Here is a 20,183-nt window from a genome sequence, read left to right as displayed (position 1 = left end):
CTTCGTTATTTACAATCGCCGCCTCCACCAAAAAAGTACGAAAGCAAGGGTTGATAAGAGCGCCAAGGCAGTAATAATCCAGAAAGACGCAGGATTACTGGCCTCAAGCGGTATCTTGACATTCATTGAAAAGTAACTTACCACAAATGTCGGCAGCATAATTGCAAGGGTTAACAGCGTCAGCATTTTGATTCGGATGTTCAAGTTGTTGGCGACAATAGATGCCCTGGCGTCCATCAGACTTGCCAGCACCTGTGAATATATGTTGGCCTGCTCGCGGCATTGGTTGTTCTCAATAGCAAGGTCATCAAGAATCTCGACGTTTTCCGGACTAAAACCTATCTTGCCGGTGCTATTCTTAAGTCTTTCTATAAGGACACCATTTGAATTCGTTGCGTTGAAATAATAGACCAGACTTTTTTCAAGTGTAAAAAGATTTAGCAGATACTTGTTCTCCATTGAAGTGCTTATCAACTGCTCAATGGAGCCGGCAAGCGTGTTTATCGCCTTCAGGTGTTCAAGGAAGTGAAGTATTGAACGGTTAATCATTTTGAGGACAACGTCCTGGATGGACTGTACCCTCAAAAAAGACCTGCCCTCAAACAGTTGTGCCTCATCAACAGTCACAATTATGAGTTTATCCTTGAACATAAAGACGCCGGTGGAAGCCACCTTGAATAGGAAATTGTCTTCTGCGGCATAATGTCTCGGCCGCTTGAAAATCATAGCAACGTGTTCCGGTTCGAACTCAAGGCGTGAGAGCTCGTCGGGGTCCAAGGAGGAATTCAGCGTATGTTCGTCAATTTTATACTGCTCGATAAGCTGTTTTTTCTCTTCGTCCGTCGGGGCTGTATAAACGTATACCAGCGGCTCTGCCTTGTCATCGTCCTGCAGCTTGCCATTGTCGGATATATACATTCGTTTTAACATCTTCTGACCTCGAAAGCCAATTGCTATGAAAGCTTCGGTATTTTTGTTTGACTCTATCTATCTAAAGTAAACAAGTCAAGTGTGGTGATAGATTTCTATGTTATTTTTTTCTGCTGCGTGCACCAGCAGGGCAGGGCACATTGGTATTAAAAATACTTTCGGAGTTTCAAGCGCACTGCGGGCAAAGACCTTCAAGATGCACCTGCTGACGATGGATAACGAAACCCTCTTCTATGTGTTTAACGAGCGGGATAGATACTCCGACCATACAGTTTGTTGCACCGCAGTTTGTGCAGGTAAAGTGCGGATGGCATTGTGTATCGGTACATCTGTCAGCGAGTTCGAAATGCTCCGCTCTTTTACGAATAAATGCCTTATGCACCAATCCCGCTCCGACCATACTTTCCAATGTTCGATACACGGTTACTTTGTTCGCACTTTTCCTGCTCATCGCCGCCATAATTTCATCAGCTGTTTGGGGGTGTTTAGTATTCAATAAAATATTCAGAATTATTCTTCTCTGGTCAGTTCGCCTTAATTTCGCCGAGCCTAATAAATTGTCGACGCTCTCTTTTGTCTGCGACCTCATTTTACTTCCCTTCGACACTAATGCCCGTGGTTATGATGCCCGCCGCCGCAAAGAACACATTGCTGGCCGTCAGTTTTAACGAGCAGCATTGGAAAAACTATATCGCTAAAACAGCAGGGCAACCACACGGCCACAAAAAGAACAATAAAAATACCAAGAGCCAGCACTGCAGTCACAGGCTGGTACGTGTTCATCATAATATGTGCCGCAGATGCCCATGTACTTATCAATATATGAAAGGCGTGTGGCAGTTTTGTCCTCGGCAGAAAATATGCAATCACTACTCCCAGCAGTGCTGCAGGATTCACGAGGTACCACTCCTCGATAAATCCGAGGTGCAGCTCATGGCCATGTTCCTCCCCTGCTCCACCATGGTGTTCATGCGAATGAACAGCCGCCTCTGTCGGAACCGCCACGCCAAGTATATCTTCTCCAAAAAACGGAAGTATCGAATCACTCAAAGTAGCAATGCCTATCGAACCGACATAACCGACAATCAGCACGATAAGAAAATTTTTCGTCTTTTCGTGCAGCCGGAACAGTGATGCCGTTACCATCGCGCTTAATACAACGTGCGCCGGGTGGAATATATAAAACAGTCGATAACTTGCCTGATGGCCGATGTTCCTGAACAGGAGCATTAATGCTATACCCGTAAACGCGCCGAACAGGGTAAATGGCGAGTGGGCTTTTAGCTCAACAAAAACTTGTTTCAATCTGCCTGATATAGACATTTTCGCGGCACCTCAAATTCTCAATATCTTCCTGTGAAATTTTCGCTGCCGGCTATTATTTCCAAATGCAACTAAGTTGCAAGTGAATTTTAATTTTTTAAGTGAAAAATGTAAATAGCTGCCCATCGGATTAAAAAGCCGTTGCAGAATCGGGCACAAACAGGTAAATTGATATTTTGTTTTGTCAGAAACTCTGTTTTGCAGACTGGATAAAACAGACACAAGTTAAATGCAAATTATAAAAACAGAATCTGAGCTTGAGAAAACCAGAGCTGGGGCAGTGCTGACCATTGGTAATTTCGATGGCGTGCATACCGGTCATCAGGCGATTCTATCTGCCGCCAAACGCATCGCAGCGCAAAAACAAACAGAATTAGTTGTAATGACATTTCAGCCGCATCCGCTCAGTGTCTTGAATCCCAAAAAGGTACACGGCGCCCTTATGCCGCCGGCGTTGAAAGAACATCTTCTTGCCGAGTTAGGCGTAGGAACGCTGTTTGTGGCAAAAAGTGAGCCGGAGCTTCTGGAACTTGCGGCGGAGGACTTCGTAGAGCGGTTTATTATGAAAGGAATTCGGCCGAGCGCTATCGTTGAGGGTGAGGATTTCAACTTCGGCCATAAGCGGGCAGGCTCCGTGCATACGCTGCAAAAACTCACAAAAGCAAAGGGCATCGAGGTGATTATAGTCGATGCTAAAAAGGCTAAGCTGGCAAGCGGCCAAACAGTTGAGGTCTCAAGCACGGTGATTCGTGATATGGTAACAAAAGGCAAAGTAGCGGACGCAGCAATTTTGTTAAGCAGACCATATCGACTTATCGGCAATATCGTGCCCGGCCGAGGCAAAGGCAAAGAACTGGGCTTTCCAACGCTGAATTTGAAAAAGCCGCAGCAGATTATCCCAGATGAAGGCGTATATGCGGGCCTGGTAGAAATCGGAGACAGCGAAGCTCAGGTCTGCTCAACAAAGGAAAAAATTCCCGCAGCTTTCAGTATCGGCAGAGCAACTACCTATGGGGCAGGTCAATCCTTACTTATAGAAGCACACCTGCTGACAGATAATGCTGGGCAGTATACCGGCCGATATATGACAATGGACTTTATCGAACGAATCCGCAGCCAGCAGAAATTTGAGACGGGAAAAGAGCTTGCCGAGCAAATTGGCAGGGACTGCCAAAAAGCACAGCAAATTTTATGTAATGTGGTGGTGTAAGCTGTCTTGACAATTATGAACCTCTATGCAATAGGGGATATACGATGTTCGGTTATGAGTTAGTAGTTATAGTACTGATGCTGGTTTTCAATGCTATTTTCGCAGCCTACGAGATGGGGCTTGCCTCTATATCCCGCGCCAGGATTACCTTTTTATTAAGTGAAAAGAAAAAAGGCGCAGCCGAAGCCGCCTTTATGAAGGACAAAATGGAGGCAAGCTTAGCTACCATCCAGCTCGGTATCACAATGGCAGGCGTTGCTGCCGCTGCGACCGGCGGAGCCGGCGTGCAGGAAACTTTTGTGCCTTACCTTCAGTACAGCTTAAACATCTCCGTAACCGTTTCTAGAATACTGGCAATAGTAGTACTGATGATACCTCTGACGTTTGTTATTATAATCTTCGGAGAGCTTGTGCCGAAAATGATGGCTTTAAACAATAAAGAATGGGTAGTGCTGAGACTTTCGCCCGTTATGAAAGTCCTTTCACAAATCGCTTACCCTGTTGTTTTGGTAGTCGAAATTATAGTGAAAAAAGTGGTAGGTCTGCTTACCCGGTGGGGCGGTATAGAACCAAGCAGCCAGAGACACTGGCTGCACGAGTTAAGGGCCGCAGTTTCGCTGGCCAGGACCTCACAACTTATGGGCGAGCGGGAAGAAAAGATAGTTTTAGCCGCCGCACATCTATCTACTCATCTGGTACGAGATATTATGATGCCGGCGCAGGATATATCGACGATTTATATCGGCAGCAGCCTGCCGGAGGCACTTGTCAAAGCACATCTCGATATGCACACAAGATTTCCCGTTTGTACGAAGAAAGATGACCCCCAAAGTATCGAGGGTTACGTCAACTTCAAGGATGTTGTATCGGCGATGAGGGTAAATCCATCCGATCCTACCATCAGAGGAATATCAAGGCCTATAAAAAAGGTCAATGAAGATATGCCTTTATCCCGGCTTCTGGAAGAGATGATACGGGAGAAAAATCATATAGTAATTGTTATATCCGGTGACGGAACCATAGTTGGAATGGTAACATTGGAAGATATTATCGAGGAACTCGTTGGCGAGATTGAAGATGAGTTTGACCGTTTACCCACGCATATTCATCCCTGCGGCTCGTCCTGCTGGGTTGTAGGGGGCGGCGTCTCGATGGGTGTAGTGACTTTCATGGTAGGGCTTGACTGGTCGGGTAAATTCGGCGACGGCAAGGTCCCAACTGTTGCTGAATGGTGTGTGCAGCAGGTAGGACCCCTTAAGGGTGGCGAAGTTATAGAAAGCGATGGCCTCAAAGTGGTACCGCGTAAATTCCGCAGAAAGAAGGTATCGGAAGCTATGGTGACCGTCATCGGACATTGAGCTGGTTAATTAATAATTGGTTAGCGGCGGAAAATGATTATGATTGATAATTCGGATTTTCAAAAGGCGGTTGAATTAATTAATAAATCAAAGCGGGTTTTGCTGACGACGCATACTCGGCCGGACGGCGACGGGTGCGGGTGTATTGCAACGATTGCTGAAACGTTAACCGCTCTCGGCAAGAACGTAAAAATATTGCTACTCTCGGAATTGCCGGCGTGGTACGATTTTTTATTTGAGCAGAAGCCGGAAACGTTCAGCAAAGAAACAAAAATGGATTCCGATTTAACCATTATCGTCGATACTGCCGCTCATAACCAGCTGCCCGGATTAGACAAATATCTAAAACAATCAGATAAGCTGATTTTGGCGATAGACCACCACGTAACTAACGACGGCCTCGGCGCCGTCAAACTGATTGACAGCAGCGCTGCGGCTGCGGCACTAATCGTCTTTGATTTGTTGAAATACGCCGGCTGGCCAATTACGAAAAAAATAGCAGAAGCGCTCTTCGTGTCGGTCTCCACTGATACGGGCTGGTTTCAGTTCGATAATACCGACAGCAGGGCGATGAAGGTTTGTGCTGAGCTGATTGATGCCGGTGCAAATCCTTCACGGATATATCGCAATTTGTATCAACACTCTTCACCGCAGCGATTCAGGCTGATGGTGGCGATGTTCAATACGCTCGAACTGCACCTTGACGAGCGTTTCGTAATGCAGCATTTATCACAGGCTGATTTCAAACGAACGGGCGCGAAATTAAGCGATACGGAAAATCTGATTGATGAATGCCGGCGGATAAGCAGCGTCGAGGCAGCGGCTTTGTTTGTGGAACAAGCTGACGGGCAGGTGAAAGTTTCGCTGCGGAGCAGGGGGGCCGTCGATGTCTGCAAAATCGCCGCGAAATTCGGGGGCGGCGGACACAAAATGGCTGCGGGCGCTCATCTGCCGGGACCGATTGAAAACGCCAAAAAGCTCATTTTTGATGCTGCTGCGGAACAATTCAAGTAACCTGATAGCAAAAAATCCTCATTCGATTTGACAATAATGAGCAATCTTTCCGCTTTTATTCGGGAGGGCAAGCTCTTTCAAAATAGCTTGTCCTTCGTTGCTGTCAGCTGGCACCCACTGCTCATCATCAACCCTGCGAATAAGTCTTCCCTTTCCCCACCGCTTAGCACCACTTGCTCCTGAACCGCCAGGCTCAAGTCCCTCTTTTTTTACCGCAGGGTTAGGCATTTCTAAAAAGCCAATAAAACGGTTTGTTTCGTTCGGCTCGTCGGCGTAACTGAATACGTAAGCTTTGACAGGCGCTCGCTTTTGGCTGGGCAACGTGCCCGAAGTGGCCTCAATGGGTGAAACATCATCGCTTTCTGCGACGAAAAGTTTGCCGGTATTTGGGTCATAGAACCACTCTTCTTCATACTCCTTGACTGTTGTTACGGTCTTTTCAGGCATTGACAACCCTATAATCACCAATAGTATAAGCACAGAAGCGAGAGTGATGCTGACGATTATCATTGGATTTTTGTTAATCCATTTCCTTAGGTCTAATTGCCCCCATCGCTCTTGAATTTCGTATCGCAACCAATCAGGAAGTGTAAAAAACATTTATCTAAACATCCTTTCTGCGCTGAGATACATCCACTTTAAACAGAAATAATTCTCAAACAAGATTTACTTGAGCGCTTCAAGCAAACGTTCAATATCAGGGTTATTAACCGAAGCTTCTTCTGCTGATATTTCCCGATTTGCAAATTTGACTGTCCGCTGGTCCTTCCACTTCCACCACTCGCAGTGACCGTCTGCGAAAGACGCATTGCAACCGCCACGGTGCCTTGCAGTTATCTGCTGTCGATGGTAAGGGTCATCCCAGGACCACCATTGCCGCACTCCAGCATATTGCTTTTTTATAGGAAAGTAGCTGCCATGTATCCATCTCCAACTGCTGCTTGCACCAACAAAAATCATCTTTGATGAAGGTCCCGAAATACCAGCCAAGTTCCCACCTCTGCAGAGGGAATAACTCCGCAAAAAATTAGACCGGTCGCTTTTGCACTTGTACAGGCCTAAAGTCTCCTCGGTATAACACCACATCGCTCCTTCTGCGATAGCTTGTTCGGTATTGCCTGTATCATTACTTGGTATATCCAACCCATCAGCAACCCAGTAATTACCCCCCGAATCATTCCAGTACGTATCTGGTGAACAAAGATTATCGTTGTTATCCATAGAATACAAATACCAGGCCAGCGTCAGCTGCCTCAAGTGTGAAAGGCAGTCCGTACGTTTGCCTGCTTCCATGGCTCTGCTTAACGACGGAAGAAGAATAGACATTAACATGGATATGATGGACATGACCACAAGCAGTTCGACGAGAGTAAATCCTCTCAGTTTAATTTTATGACCCGTTGTTTCCTGCCGCTTAGACATGTGCCTTTCTTTGTTTTAATTCAAAGAATAAGACCTATCAGTAAATATTAAAAGATATTGTATAACAGTCGAAACCGGCCTGCAAACATTAAAAGTTGTTCCTTATTCGCAACTATCCGTTCCATTGAAACAGCAGTGATTCCCCTCACCGTTGCCGGCGTAAAGATCCTTCTCCTCTAATTTGAGACGCCGATTATGCTGAATTTGCTCTGACTTAGGGAGAAAATCGCTAAAATCTGATTTTTAGGCCGATTTTGAACAATATCCCTGCGATAACAGTAGTAAAAAAGCGGGTAGTGAAAATTTTTTAAAAATAATAAAAAATTCTTGACGGGGGGTTGATACCATAATAGAATCACATATGAGTAGTGGGTGAGATTGGGGTGATTAACAACCCAATCAGAAAGGGTTTGTTAGGATTTTAAAGAAGATCTTAATAACTAGTGTTTTCTGGCTTTGAACTGTTAATAAACGGATACTTGTGCATGCACAGGCCGCTGACAGTTTTGAGCGGCCTTTTTTGTTGCTCTTTTTTAACTGAATATGTAAACTATCCGACCTCGACTCAATTTGTCGATATTGGTTTACGGCTTGCGTCTTGAAGGCAGTTGCTTCAAACAGCCGACCGAAAAGAGTTTGGGCTCGTAGCTCAGTTGGTTAGAGCGTGCGCCTGATAAGCGCAAGGTCGGAAGTTCGACTCTTCCCGGGCCCACTTTTAGTTTGAGATTTCATGTTTCAAATTTGTTGGGTTCCGGGGGACGTAGCTCAACTGGGAGAGCGCCGGCTTTGCAAGCCGGAGGTTGCCGGTTCGACCCCGGTCGTCTCCATTTAATTCGCGAAGGCGAATTAAATGTCCTGAGCAAACCCCGATTTATCGGGATGCGTTGAAGGACATTGTTGTTCTTTTACAAGTGAATATGCAGATGCGTGAATGTTTTTCGTATTTTCCGACGAAAAACTTTACAATTATGAGCGATAACTTAGGGAACACAGACCAATACAATCAAAGATTGATATGGTCAAGTTACTAAGGGTGTATGGGGGATGTCTAGGTGTCGAGAGGCGAAGAAGGACGTGGCTGACTGCGATAAGCCCGGGGCAGGTGTCTAGCAACCGTTAATCCCGGGGTTTCCGAATGGGGCAACCTGTCAGAAGCGGGCAACCGTCTTCTGTCATCTGCGGCTGAATGCATAGGCCGTAGGAAGCTAACGCAGGGAACTGACACATCTCAGTACCTGTAGGAAAAGAAATCAACCGAGACTCCGTCAGTAGCGGCGAGCGAAAGCGGATGAGCCCAAACCAGAGGGCTTGCTCTCTGGGGTTGTGGGCACCGGTAAGCAGTTACAAAGGCATCGTAAGCAGAACGGTCTGGAAAGTCCGACCATAGAAGGTGATAGTCCTGTATGTGAAAGCGAGAGCCCTGCGTTACTGCCGGTGTACCAGAGTAGCACGGAGCTCGTGGAACTCCGTGTGAAGCTGGGGGGCCCACCCTCCAAGGCTAAGTACTACTCGACAACCGATAGTGGATAGTAAGGCGACTGAACGATGAAAAGTACCCCTATTAGGGGAGTTAAAAGTACCTGAAACCATACACCTACAAGCTGTGGAAGCCCTATGACCAGTCTTCGGACTGGTAATGGGTGACCGCGTGCCTTTTGCATAATGAACCGGCGAGTTACCGTTTGTGGCAAGGTTAAATCTTTAAGGGATGAAGCCGTAGCGAAAGCGAGTCTTAACAGGGCGATTAAGTCGCAGGCGGTAGACGCGAATCCAAGTGATCTACCCATGGCCAGGTTGAATCCGCCGTAAAAGGCGGAGGAGGACCGAACTCATTAACGTTGAAAAGTTATGGGATGAGCTGTGGGGAGGAGTAAAAGTCTAATCAAACTTGGGGATATCTCGTTCTCTTCGAAATAGCTTTTGGGCTAGCCTTGAGCTACTACTTTACGGGGGTAGAGCTACTGAATGGGGACTAGGGAGCCACCAGCTTACCAGCCCCAACCAAACTCCGAATACCGTAAAGATTATCTCAGGAGTCAGACTGCGGGGGATAACCTTCGTAGTCAAAAGGGAAACAACCCAGACCGCCGGCTAAGGTCCCAAAGTTTTGCTGAGTTCATAAGGAAGTTGAATTGCCGTGACAGCCAGGATGTTGGCTTAGAAGCAGCCACCATTTAAAAAGTGCGTAATAGCTTACTGGTCGAGCAGTTCGGCGCCGATAATGAACGGGAATAAGCAAAACACCGAAGCCGCGGGTTTGTGGACAGGTTCGCCTGTCTGCAAGCGGTAGGAGAGCGTTGCTGCCAGCAGCGAAGCCGTACGGTAACGAGCGGTGGAGCGGCAGCAAGTGATTATGCCGGTATGAGTAACGATAAAACAGGTGAGAATCCTGTTCGCCGAAAGCCTAAGGTTTCCTGGGGAAGGTATATCCGCCCAGGGTTAGTCGGCCCCTTAGTCGAGGCTGAAAGGCGTAGACGATGGACAGCAGGTTAATATTCCTGCACTATGTATCGAAGGTTATAACTGTGGGGGTAACGCAGCAGCAGAGGTTGGAAGCCGATTAGTTGTGGCTATTCTGCCGGAGGAGTCGTCGGCAGGCAAATCCGCCGGCACAAGACTCTGAAGGACGGCAAGGGCCAATTTATGATGCCCGAGCAACTAAAGCTGCTGTCGAGAAAAACCTCAAACAGGACGACGATGCGTATCCGTACTAAAACTGACACAGGTAGGCGAGGAGAATATCCTAAGGCGCTCGAGAAAACCGTTCTTAAGGAACTAGGCAATTTGACCCCGTAAGTTAGCGATAAGGGGTCCCTCCAGATGTGCTTGATTTCGATCTTGCACATGCTGAGGGCGCAGTGAAGTGGCTCTGGCGACTGTTTATCAAAAACACAGTTCTGTGCCAACTCGTAAAGAGGATGTATACAGAATGACGCGTGCTCGGTGCCGGAAGGTCAAGGAAGTCGGTCATTGGGAGTAATCCTGAGAAGCTGACGACCGAAGCCCCGGTAAACGGCGGCCGTAACTATGACGGTCCTAAGGTAGCGAAGTTCCTTGTCGGGTAAGTTCCGACGTGCATGAACCGCGTAACGACTGGAGCACTGTCTCAAGGACGGACTCGGTGAAATTGTATTTGCGGTGAAGATACCGCATTCCCGCGGCAAGACGGAAAGACCCCGTGAACCTTTACTGTAGCCTAGTATTGATGCCTGACATATCTTGCGTAGGATAGGTGGGAGGCTTTGAGGCCCCGATTTCGGTCGGGGCGGAGCCAACGTTGAAATACCACCCTTGCTATGTTAGTCACCTAACCACGGCCCGTGAATCCGGGCGTGGAACAGTGCTTGGTGGGCAGTTTGACTGGGGCGGTCTCCTCCAAAAGAGTAACGGAGGAGCTCAAAGGTACACTCAGCGTGGTTGGCAATCACGCAAAGAGCATAAGGGTATAAGTGTGCTTAACTGCGAGACTCATTAGTCGAGCAGATGCGAAAGCAGGACCTAATGATCCGGTGAATCCATGTGGAAGGGTCATCGCTCAACAGATAAAAGGTACTCTGGGGATAACAGGCTTATCTCCCCCGAGCGTCCATAGCGGCGGGGAGGTTTGGCACCTCGATGTCGGCCCATCGCATCCTGGGGCTGTAGGCGGTCCCAAGGGTTTGGCTGTTCGCCAATTAAAGCGGTACGCGAGCTGGGTTCAGACCGGCGTGAGCCAGGTCGGTCCCTATCTGCCGTGGGCGTAGGAATCTTGAGGAAATGTTTCCCTAGTACGAGAGGATTGGGAAGCACTGACCGATGGTGTACCGGTTGTCCCGCTAGGGGCACCGCCGGGTAGCTAAGTCAGGAAAGGATAACCGCTGAAAGCATCTAAGCGGGAAGCCCATTCCAAGATTATGATTCCTTGCAGTCTTCGGACTGCTGAAGAGCCCTGATAGACTATCAGGTTGATAGGCCGGGTGTGTAAGGCGAGAAATCGCTTCAGCTAACCGGTACTAACGCTCGATTACTTGACCATATCTATCTTTGGTTGATTTGGTTAACGCTCATATTCGCATCTGCATATTACTTGTTTATAAGTGAATACATCATCAGGGCAAACTTGCCCCGATGTAACAAACTTCCTGGTGACCATACGTACGGGGAAACGCCTGATCCCATTCCGAACTCAGAAGCTAAGCCCGTGCGGCCGATGGTAGTCCTCTGGGGCGAGAGTAGGTATCGCCAGGATTATAAAGGCCGGTGTCCTAAAGACATCGGCCTTTTCCTTTGCGCATAATTACCTATTGATTTTACTGCCGAAATACGTTAAAATGGATAAAGTGGGTAAGGGTGAGGTCTATAAAGGACCTAAAATCATGAGAATTTCGCTTTTTTCTCTGCTAATCGCTGTATTTTTGGCTAGTTCTGTCATTGCCAAATTATGCCCTCCAGACGACCTCAACAACGACTGCAAGGTCGATTGGGAGGATATTCGAATTTTCACAGACCAGTGGCTTAATGATATAGATATAGAAGAAGATTGTCAGCAGCCCGGCTGTGCCGACCTAGACAGTAATGGCAAAATTAATCTCGTCGATTTCTCGGTTCTGTCAAATCAATGGCTTAACCGCGGCATACCTCTGGTCATCAACGAATTTATGGCTTCTAACAACAGCGACAGCGGCATCCATGACCCATTGGGTGATTGGGATGACTGGTTCGAAATCTACAATTTCGGCGATACGCCAATAAACCTTGCCGGGATGTATCTGACGGATAACTTCGGTAACCCGACGAAGTGGCAGGTCCCTTATGGCTACCCGTCGCAAACAACTGTTCCCGCCGATGGTTTTGTCCTTTTCTGGGCCGATGATGAGACTAGCGAGGGGCCGCTGCACACCAGTTTCAAGCTGAGCGCAGACGGTGAAGAAATCGGGCTATTTCTCGATGCTGATACTATGGTTGACGGCATTATCTTCGGCGAACAAGTTCCCAATATTTCCTATGGCCGTTATCCAGATGCCAGTGATAACTTACAGTTTTTTGCTGTTCCAACTCCGCTGGCGGACAATAACGGAACATACTACGGTTTTGTTCATGAAATCGAGGTCAATCATGAGCGGGGTTTCTACGAAAGCGCCTTTAACTTGTTACTGACCTGTGATACTAATGGAGCTGCGATACGCTACACGTTGGATGGAACAGAACCAAGTGAAACAATTGGGACGGTTTACACCCCAGGCGTGGGAATCCCTATTACAACTACCAGGTGCCTGCGTGCCATAGCATATAAGGCAGGAGACAAGCCCAGCAGAACAACCCACACCTACATCTTCATCGACGACGTCGCCGAGCAGCCGACCAATCCGCCCGGCTGGCCGAGCGACTGGGGCTACTGCTCGGAGTGCGGCGATATTACGCCGTCCGACTACGAGATGGACCCGCGGGTCGTCACCAGCACGCTGCCGGGATATTCTATCCGCGATGCTCTGCTCGATATCCCTGCCTTTTCCATCTCGATGAATCCAGACGAATTCATCAGTGACGCCATCGGCCTTTGGGCCAATCCACAAAGCACCACGGAATACAAATGCTCGATAGAATATATCCCGCTACACGGCGAAGGATTCCAGTACGACTGCAAAATTGAAAATCACGGCGGGTCCAGCCGGCGCCCCTATCGCATGCAGAAACATAACCTTCGGCTCACTTTCACCAGCCAATACGGCCCGGCAAAGCTTAATTACCCGCTCTTTCCGGATTCTCCTGTGGAGGTATTCAACCAGCTGCTTCTTCGCGCCTGCTTTACCGATTCATGGGGCCTTGTCTCTTGGGGTAATACACGTTACCGTCCGAACGATTCTCAATACACCCGTGATGTCTGGATGAAGGAAAGCCTGCGCGATATGGGTCAGCCCTCCAGTTACGGAAACTACGTGAACCTCTACGTCAATGGGCTTTACTTCGGCGTCTTCAACCTCACCGAACTTGTGGGGGACGATTTCTTCGCTGAACACCTCGGAGGCGAAGCTGAAGACTGGACAGTCAATAAAGATTTCTACACCCCTGATGCCCGCTGGAACGCGATAATGGCTACCGACGTATCTACACTAGTAGGTTACACCCAGGCCCTGAATTACATCGACATCGAAAACTTCGCAGACTATATGCTTTTGCATTTCTATGCAGACGCCGAAGATTGGCCCAGCCACAACGGCTTTGCCGCCGCAAATGCCGTCAGCGGCGACGGCAAGTTGCGATTCTTCGTCTGGGACCAGGAGATAGCGCTCGATTACCACGGACGTGCCGCCCAGCGCATCGATGACAGCAGCGGGGTCGGCGCGCTTTTCCAGAAAATGCGCACCAGCGCGGAATTCCGGCTTCTCTTCGCCGACCGCTTCCAGAAACATTGCTTTAACGGTGGAGCGCTTAATATCGCCAACTCTCAAAGCCGCTACCTCGAAGTTGCCAATATGATAGATAAAGCTATAGTCGCCGAATCAGCACGCTGGGGTGACACCCGGATGAAAACTCCGTATGGAAGCGCTATTGACATACCAAGTGACCCGAATGATCCGAACAATATTTTCTACCCGGCGCCTCCGCATGGCCCCTGGCCAAACTATTACTTCACGCGGGAAGATTCTTGGATTAAAGAGCGCGACTGCATAATCAATTACTATATCCCTGACATTCACAATTCCAATAACTCTTACGCCCTAATCAATCTTCTGCGAAGCAAGGACCTTTATCCGGCCCTCGATGCCCCTGTTTTCTATGTCAATGGCTCTCAGCAGCATGGCGGTAATGTCTTAACCAGCGACACATTAACCATTACAGACTCGTGTAGCACAGCTACCATTTATTACACATTAGACGGCAGCGACCCAAGGGTTCCGGGCGAAGTTATTCCGCCGGATACAATCTTACTGGTTTCAGACGGCGCAGCCAAAAAAGCACGGGTTCCGACCGGCGATATCGGCACAACCTGGCAGGGCGGCAGTGAGCCATACGACGATGCGAACTGGACAAGCGGCACCAGCGGCGTCGGATACGAGAGAGAATCAAGCTACGACCCCTTCATTGGTATCGACGTCGAAACGGCTATGTATAACATCAACGCGACCTGTTATATCCGCATCCCGTTCAATATAGACCCCTGCGATATCAGTCAAATCTCCTCGCTTACGCTGCGTATGCGACAAGACGATGGCTACGTTGCATATATTAATGGTGTAGAGGTAAAACGAGTCTATTTCACCGGCACTCCGGCGTGGAACTCTAATAGCACGTCGTCGTCGCCCGAGGCAACATCCGCATGGTATTCTTATGGCATTTCGGACTACATAAATCTGCTGCATCCCGGCAGCAACATCCTGGCCATTCACGGCCTGAATAATTCTGTAACTAGTACAGATTTTCTTATTTGCGCCGAGTTGGAAGCCGCTACTAGCGGCAGTTCCACCGACCCGACTATCTCGCCCAGTGCGATTGAATACATGGGTGGTTTTAATATCAATACAAACACCACTCTAAAAGCCCGCGCTTACATAGGCAGCACACAAAAATGGAGCGCGCTTAGCGAGGCTGACTACGAAGTAGACAATTAAGCGAAAACTGACATTTATAAGCCGGAAATTGCCGATTTGAATCCGGCCGTTAAAAGCTGAAAAACCCTTAAAAAAGGTAAAAATCAGGGAAAATATTATCGCTTTGCCTATTTCCCTTGACTTTTATAAAATAATTTTGGTATGATGGAATTTGTAAGGGAGGGGTTTGTAGACATCTAAATAGGGCATCTTTAGCCACAGAAGAAGGAGAAGTAGAGATGAAAAGATTAATTTTTCTATTGGGCGTGGTTTTTTTATTGGTTCTGGCTAGTGCAGCCAACGCAAACCTTATGGCCGTCTGGGATTTTGGTCCTAGCTCAGACTATTACACGCTCGTTCCGCAGTATGAATATGTCTCAGGAGTACCTACTTTAGACGCTGGCAATGCCGATTACGACGACAACGGCGGAAATGGCGTTGAGTTTACTGACGCCGCAGGTAATTATCACATTGCTGGGCAGGCCCTTCATTGGGGCGACGTATCGAAAAGCGGTGACAACGATGCTTACATCATTATTACAATCAACACCACTGGCTGGCAGGATATGTCAATCCGCTGGGATTATATGTCGGACAACTCCGGCGACAAGACAGGACCTGTAAGCTTTGATTTGGATTATCAGGTTGACGATGGCGAGTGGACCAATATTGTGGATAACTACGCGATTACCAGGGACGATGCTTGGCACCAGTTTAGTTATGATTTGTCATCGCTGACAGCCATAAACAATCAGCCATCCGTCCAATTTCGAATAAACGACTTCGACGAGAACGATTTAAGCGGCGACTATTGGCAGGACAATATCCAGTTTACAGGTGTTCCGGAGCCGATGTCAATTGCCTTCCTTGCTCTCGGCGGAATCGCGTTGTTAAGAAAACGCACAAAGTAAAAATAAGGGCATAAATCAACCTGAATTTATAAAGGCCGATTCGTTTAACGACTCGGCCTTTTCTTTTTCATTTAGCCATCGCCGGCACTTGTCTGCTTAATCCGAAAGCCCCCAACTTCACGTTGGTGGTCGTCCCCTCACTTTTGGCAATTTTTTGTCATTCCTGCATAATTTATCCCTAATGGCGTAAGCCATCCCAAAGGAGGAAGCAGGAATCCAGATCGCCTACGATATGCGTTCACAGTTGACAGATGCCAATATATCCAATATAAATGGCGGCAATTGGGTTGCGAACTACTCTTATTATAAAAACGGCGATATGATTAGCAGGATGATACAGGCGAATCAGACTGATTTTACCTATTCAGGCAACCAGATGATAACAGCAGGCGGTTCAGGCCTCGACTACGATGAAAACGGCAATATGCTTAATAACGCCTCCGCCAAAACCCTCGAATACAACTGGGACAACAAGCTCCGCCGCTTCAAAGACGGCGAATACGTTAAACTTGCTCTCAAATATGACCCGTTCGGCAACCGCATATATAAAGAGACGGCCGACGGTTCGACGAAACGCAAGTATATCGTTGATATCGTGGGCGGCCTGCCGACCATGTTGATGGAAATCAATCCAGTAAACGGTTCGATCTTTAGGACCTATATCCACGCCAACGGCCGGCCGCTTATGCAGCACAACGGCAGTTACACGGCGAAAGAATTCTACCTGTGCGACCGGCTCGGCAGCGTCCGCGGGGCTTTTACTAATACCGGCGCCGTAAACGGTTATTCGACGTATAGTCCGTTTGGCGAAACTCTCGAAGAAAATGGACTGATGTGGCTGCTGGCTTCGTTCCGCTTCACAGGCCAGTATTACGACAGAGATATCGGCCAGTATTATTTCCGCGCCCGCCAGTACGACCCGTATATCAGCAGGTTCACAAGCCGAGACCCTGCGGAAGGTCTGTTTGAAAACCCATTGATGTTACATAGGTATCTATACTGCGGAAACAATCCTATTAACTATATTGATTTAGATGGTAATTTCGCAGTTATAATAGGCGGTAGTGCCAGTGGTAATCTTACAATCGGAGGTGCCTCTTCTTTAACCAGCGGCTTTGGTCTTATGGGGTACTACATAGGTGTTTTGTCATATTGTTCACAAGCTATTGATATGGCAGGGGTAGGTGGAACAGCAGGAGCGGGGATATTTTTTGGTAAAAATACTGAAGAAACAGGGTGGCTTAATACCAGCGGTTGGTTCTGGGGAGATATAGGATGGGCAGCAGCTGGCGGATCTGTTGGCATGTCTGGTGCTTCATTTACGGCGGATTTTAGTTTTTCACCTAATGCAATGAAAGCTTCGGATCTTGAAGGATGGTATACAGAGTATGGAGGTTCAGTTACTTTTCCTGCACCAGTTGGTTCTCCCTTTTGGTTCGCAACTGGCGCTTTTAGTTATTCAGTAAGTGACAATGGAACTAAATTATACACCCTTTCTGGAGGTCCGGGGCTTTCTACTTGGGGTGTCGGTGGTGAAGGTCACATATATAGAGGACGTGCATGGGTTAACGAGTGGTAATAGATAGGAGTATTAGATCAAATGGTTAAGGTTGTTACAATATTGGGATTTATCTACAATTTGTTTTCAGGTGAAGCAAAATTTGCCTTTCTTATATACTTTGGAATAATTTCATTTGGGGTCTCTGTTGCTTTGGCAATATTGATAATGATGGTTAACGGTTTCCGTATGAATAGATATATGAAAAATCATCATTTTGACATATGGGAAATTCCTGATGGTAAATCGTTCAAAAAGAGTGCTGAATATGGCAAAGCAATAAAATCCATTAATGATCCTGCTCTAAAGGAAAAATCAGCAAAAGCAGATAAATATGCCAAATCATGTTTGCTTGTTTGGTTTATCTTGTTTCTGTTGGTTTTGAGTATTGTTATGCTTTTACATATGCTTGGAATTTAGAAATAATAGAAAATCGACATTGCTGGCAATTTGCCGACTGTTTTACTCGAATTAAACCCGAACGATAATATGAGCATCCAGAAGACATATGTCCACGCCAACGGCCGGCCGCTTATGCAGCACAACGGCAGTTACACGGCGAAAGAATTCTACCTGTGCGACCGGCTCGGCAGCGTCCGCGGGGCTTTTACTAATACCGGCGCCGTAAACGGTTATTCGACGTATAGTCCGTTTGGCGAAACTCTCGAAGAAAATGGACTGATGTGGCTGCTGGCTTCGTTCCGCTTCACAGGCCAGTATTACGACAGCGATACCGGCCAGTATTACCTCCGTGCCCGACAATACGACCCATATATCAGCAGGTTTATATCGAGCGACCCAGCCTTCGGAAAATTCCAAGAGCCAATGTCACTGCATAAATATCTCTATTGTCAGAATGACCCTGTTGATGGAGTTGACCTCGATGGAAGAAAGGTTTATTGGGCAGCAAGAGACACCTCTTTTTCCCCTTTTGCGAATCATCACTTTATCTTAGCTGCTCCAGATAAACCAGGTGATTTTACATTTTTAGATCAGATATTTAAAGCGATGAGTGAGGATGGTGTTGGTATTCTACAAAATATTGGTGGAGGCGAGAAGGGATTTGCAATGGGTGCTGAAAGTCAAAATGATAGACTGAAAGCTGTATTTAACAAAGGATATGATATTGATTCTTCTCGTCAGTATTGGGGTGAATCTAGGTCTTTACGCAGTTGGGACTTTGATAGGCGTGAGGTCATGTCGGAAGAAGATGATACCTCGTTTGTATACAAGTTGGTGTTACAGGCCTTTATTTATGTAGATAAAGAGGAATCTGCGCCCATTGATTTTGATTTGCGGAATGGACCGAATTGTGCAAGTTGGGTTAATTCAATGTTCCGATCTGCTGGAATTAGTGAAGCAAGACGGCATATAATAGGTGGTAGCTTTTCTGGCATTAGTCTAGGTCAAGATTACTTAATTGATGATTGGTATTTCGACTATTAATTGATAGGGAGTTGTTATGCTTAAAAAAAATTCATATCAGTTAATGCTTGTGGCCATTAATTTTGTCAGACTTAGTGCCATAGGTGTATTGGTGGCGATTACAACAGGTATTGTGATTGCCGGTGGAGACCTTGAAGTTGTTCCAGCAGCCCTTTTAGCTATACTGTTTCTTCTTCCTGCGATGCTTCTCTATAATCTCGGTTGTGCCTTGAAGCTAAAGCAGTTCACCTGCGATATACTTTATTTCATCGGTTTTCTTTCCTTAGAATTGTTTTTTTGCATCAGTCTTATTTTAGTGCATGTACATCCATCTGGTGATGGAGAGGACGGATTTATCGTCTTTTTCCTGTATATTCTTACGTTCATCGGCATTGCTGTTTACCTTGCAGAAACCATCTTTAGAACTCACAGAAGTATAAAAGAACTAAGGCACAAAGAAGTACTCGAGAAGTTTAATCAAGGAAATATCTCTAAACACTCGCGAGCGATTTTGATTGGAGTTGTCAGATCGTGCGTTATGGCCGTTGTAGTTGTTTTTGTCGCGGCAACTGGTTCAGGATTTATAAACTTTCGGTTAGAACCAATATTTATCACAAAAGGAATAATTTACTTAACGGGTTTGTTGCCAGCAATAATTATTTACAATACTGCTTACGCCCTAAAGCTGAAATGGTGGAAATGTGACGTGCTCTATTTTGTCGCCTTTACATTCGCGGAAATCTTCTTTTTACCATCTGCCATCAATTTGAATGTGCCGCAGTATGTCACGGATCCGGGTTATCATCTGAGCCGTTTACCAATTTATGCGATGGCTGTAATAGCTCTTGGATGCACGGTTGTTTATATGGCAGAAGTTTATTTTAGAAACTGGGTTGTCCTCAAAAATCTGAAAACCAGTGCGGCGAGCAAAACAGGCGAAGTTTATTCCTATTACCCTGTTAGACAATCGCTGCTCGATATTGGCAAGTTTGTAATCGTGACAGCTATTTTCGTTTTTATTGTTGGTTCGGTGTTTGGCTTTGTTAAATATAGAGAACAACAAAAACAAGATCAAATGCAAACTTTTGTCTATCAGATTATTGATTCAGTACGTAATCAGACTGAATTCTACAAGAATAATGCAGAAGAGATTGCGATTGAAAGGTTAAATAACAGTATCGGAAGAATGTCTGGCAATTTCAACGTTTTTGTTGGATGTTATAATTTTGGTTTTGGCGGGCATGGTAACTGTCAAATCGTTTTTGAAAATGGTGATGTTTTTTTTGCAAACGTTGAATATGAAAAGGGTAAATTCTTCTTGTCAGGTTTTGTGTCGAAACCTTCGCCTGAACTAGAAGTAAAAGTTCGTGAGGCTGTTAGAACAGCATATCTTGAGAGTATCAAAAGAAAAGCAATTGAGGATGCTAATAAACTTGAAAACGAGAATAAGTGAAAGTGAGAAAG

At 46.7% G+C, this 20,183-nt stretch carries 14 protein-coding genes, 2 tRNA genes and 2 rRNA genes; 13 read left to right on the top strand and 5 right to left on the bottom strand.

Annotated features, from left to right (window positions below):
• Positions 1-9: 9 nt before the first annotated feature.
• The 3 genes from PHG53_07335 to PHG53_07325 all read right to left on the bottom strand — a co-directional run bounded on the left by PHG53_07335 (position 10) and on the right by PHG53_07325 (position 2,253).
• On the bottom strand, positions 10-930 hold the full coding sequence (locus tag PHG53_07335) for a magnesium transporter CorA family protein (GenBank protein ID MDD5381430.1): 921 nt from the start codon (positions 928-930) through the stop codon (positions 10-12).
• 166 nt (positions 931-1,096) lie between these two features.
• Complete coding sequence (locus tag PHG53_07330; protein ID MDD5381429.1) at positions 1,097-1,519, bottom strand: transcriptional repressor; 423 nt, start codon at positions 1,517-1,519, stop codon at positions 1,097-1,099.
• A 17-nt stretch (positions 1,520-1,536) separates the two neighbouring features.
• Positions 1,537-2,253, bottom strand: coding sequence for a hypothetical protein (locus PHG53_07325; GenBank protein MDD5381428.1), 717 nt, complete (start codon positions 2,251-2,253; stop codon positions 1,537-1,539).
• A 229-nt stretch (positions 2,254-2,482) separates the two neighbouring features.
• Here PHG53_07325 and PHG53_07320 point away from each other — a divergent pair, with 229 nt between their 5' ends.
• From PHG53_07320 to PHG53_07310, 3 genes are read left to right on the top strand one after another with little or no spacing between them, the layout of a single operon-like run.
• On the top strand, positions 2,483-3,463 hold the full coding sequence (locus tag PHG53_07320; GenBank protein MDD5381427.1) for a bifunctional riboflavin kinase/FAD synthetase: 981 nt from the start codon (positions 2,483-2,485) through the stop codon (positions 3,461-3,463).
• 44 nt (positions 3,464-3,507) lie between these two features.
• On the top strand, positions 3,508-4,821 hold the full coding sequence (locus PHG53_07315) for a CNNM domain-containing protein (GenBank protein ID MDD5381426.1): 1,314 nt from the start codon (positions 3,508-3,510) through the stop codon (positions 4,819-4,821).
• A gap of 39 nt (positions 4,822-4,860) precedes the next feature.
• Positions 4,861-5,835 (top strand): bifunctional oligoribonuclease/PAP phosphatase NrnA, encoded by a 975-nt coding sequence (locus PHG53_07310; GenBank protein ID MDD5381425.1) that lies wholly within the window; start codon positions 4,861-4,863, stop codon positions 5,833-5,835.
• Between the two features lie 18 nt (positions 5,836-5,853).
• Here PHG53_07310 and PHG53_07305 read toward each other — a convergent pair whose 3' ends face one another.
• Positions 5,854-6,435, bottom strand: coding sequence for a hypothetical protein (locus tag PHG53_07305; protein ID MDD5381424.1), 582 nt, complete (start codon positions 6,433-6,435; stop codon positions 5,854-5,856).
• 66 nt (positions 6,436-6,501) lie between these two features.
• Positions 6,502-7,257 (bottom strand): prepilin-type N-terminal cleavage/methylation domain-containing protein, encoded by a 756-nt coding sequence (locus PHG53_07300; protein ID MDD5381423.1) that lies wholly within the window; start codon positions 7,255-7,257, stop codon positions 6,502-6,504.
• Positions 7,258-7,895: 638 nt separating this feature from the next.
• On the opposite strand from PHG53_07300, the gene PHG53_07295 reads away from it, so the two are divergent.
• From PHG53_07295 to PHG53_07250, 10 genes are all read left to right on the top strand, one after another.
• Positions 7,896-7,969, top strand: a tRNA-Ile gene (locus tag PHG53_07295).
• Positions 7,970-8,011: 42 nt separating this feature from the next.
• Positions 8,012-8,084 (top strand) — tRNA-Ala (locus PHG53_07290).
• Positions 8,085-8,274: 190 nt separating this feature from the next.
• Positions 8,275-11,272: ribosomal RNA gene (locus PHG53_07285) — 23S ribosomal RNA — on the top strand.
• A gap of 105 nt (positions 11,273-11,377) precedes the next feature.
• Positions 11,378-11,484: ribosomal RNA gene (rrf, locus tag PHG53_07280) — 5S ribosomal RNA — on the top strand.
• 128 nt (positions 11,485-11,612) lie between these two features.
• Positions 11,613-14,846 (top strand): FN3 associated domain-containing protein, encoded by a 3,234-nt coding sequence (locus PHG53_07275; GenBank protein MDD5381422.1) that lies wholly within the window; start codon positions 11,613-11,615, stop codon positions 14,844-14,846.
• A 218-nt stretch (positions 14,847-15,064) separates the two neighbouring features.
• Positions 15,065-15,736, top strand: coding sequence for a hypothetical protein (locus PHG53_07270; GenBank protein MDD5381421.1), 672 nt, complete (start codon positions 15,065-15,067; stop codon positions 15,734-15,736).
• Positions 15,737-15,968: 232 nt separating this feature from the next.
• Positions 15,969-17,315, top strand: coding sequence for an RHS repeat-associated core domain-containing protein (locus tag PHG53_07265; GenBank protein MDD5381420.1), 1,347 nt, complete (start codon positions 15,969-15,971; stop codon positions 17,313-17,315).
• A 21-nt stretch (positions 17,316-17,336) separates the two neighbouring features.
• Positions 17,337-17,714, top strand: a complete 378-nt coding sequence (locus tag PHG53_07260) for a hypothetical protein (GenBank protein MDD5381419.1) — start codon at positions 17,337-17,339, stop codon at positions 17,712-17,714.
• Positions 17,715-17,975: 261 nt separating this feature from the next.
• On the top strand, positions 17,976-18,740 hold the full coding sequence (locus PHG53_07255) for an RHS repeat-associated core domain-containing protein (GenBank protein ID MDD5381418.1): 765 nt from the start codon (positions 17,976-17,978) through the stop codon (positions 18,738-18,740).
• A 16-nt stretch (positions 18,741-18,756) separates the two neighbouring features.
• Positions 18,757-20,172 (top strand): hypothetical protein, encoded by a 1,416-nt coding sequence (locus PHG53_07250; GenBank protein ID MDD5381417.1) that lies wholly within the window; start codon positions 18,757-18,759, stop codon positions 20,170-20,172.
• Positions 20,173-20,183 lie beyond the last annotated feature (11 nt).

The sequence above is a fragment of the Phycisphaerae bacterium genome, assembly GCA_028714855.1.
GTDB lineage: Bacteria > Planctomycetota > Phycisphaerae > Sedimentisphaerales > Anaerobacaceae > CAIYOL01.
This window is presented reverse-complemented; position numbering and strand designations above follow the sequence as displayed.

What these genes read in the sequence shown, in the direction of transcription:
- PHG53_07330 (MDD5381429.1), bottom strand. Translation starts at nt 1,519, where the DNA reads ATGAGGTCGCAGACAAAAGAGAGCGTCGACAATTTATTAGGCTCGGCG.
- PHG53_07250 (MDD5381417.1), top strand. Translation starts at nt 18,757, where the DNA reads ATGCTTAAAAAAAATTCATATCAGTTAATGCTTGTGGCCATTAATTTT.
- PHG53_07275 (MDD5381422.1), top strand. Translation starts at nt 11,613, where the DNA reads ATGAGAATTTCGCTTTTTTCTCTGCTAATCGCTGTATTTTTGGCTAGT.
- PHG53_07300 (MDD5381423.1), bottom strand. Translation starts at nt 7,257, where the DNA reads ATGTCTAAGCGGCAGGAAACAACGGGTCATAAAATTAAACTGAGAGGA.
- PHG53_07325 (MDD5381428.1), bottom strand. Translation starts at nt 2,253, where the DNA reads ATGTCTATATCAGGCAGATTGAAACAAGTTTTTGTTGAGCTAAAAGCC.
- PHG53_07305 (MDD5381424.1), bottom strand. Translation starts at nt 6,435, where the DNA reads ATGTTTTTTACACTTCCTGATTGGTTGCGATACGAAATTCAAGAGCGA.
- PHG53_07255 (MDD5381418.1), top strand. Translation starts at nt 17,976, where the DNA reads ATGTGGCTGCTGGCTTCGTTCCGCTTCACAGGCCAGTATTACGACAGC.
- PHG53_07265 (MDD5381420.1), top strand. Translation starts at nt 15,969, where the DNA reads ATGCGTTCACAGTTGACAGATGCCAATATATCCAATATAAATGGCGGC.
- PHG53_07320 (MDD5381427.1), top strand. Translation starts at nt 2,483, where the DNA reads ATGCAAATTATAAAAACAGAATCTGAGCTTGAGAAAACCAGAGCTGGG.
- PHG53_07315 (MDD5381426.1), top strand. Translation starts at nt 3,508, where the DNA reads ATGTTCGGTTATGAGTTAGTAGTTATAGTACTGATGCTGGTTTTCAAT.
- PHG53_07310 (MDD5381425.1), top strand. Translation starts at nt 4,861, where the DNA reads ATGATTGATAATTCGGATTTTCAAAAGGCGGTTGAATTAATTAATAAA.
- PHG53_07260 (MDD5381419.1), top strand. Translation starts at nt 17,337, where the DNA reads ATGGTTAAGGTTGTTACAATATTGGGATTTATCTACAATTTGTTTTCA.
- PHG53_07270 (MDD5381421.1), top strand. Translation starts at nt 15,065, where the DNA reads ATGAAAAGATTAATTTTTCTATTGGGCGTGGTTTTTTTATTGGTTCTG.
- PHG53_07335 (MDD5381430.1), bottom strand. Translation starts at nt 930, where the DNA reads ATGTTAAAACGAATGTATATATCCGACAATGGCAAGCTGCAGGACGAT.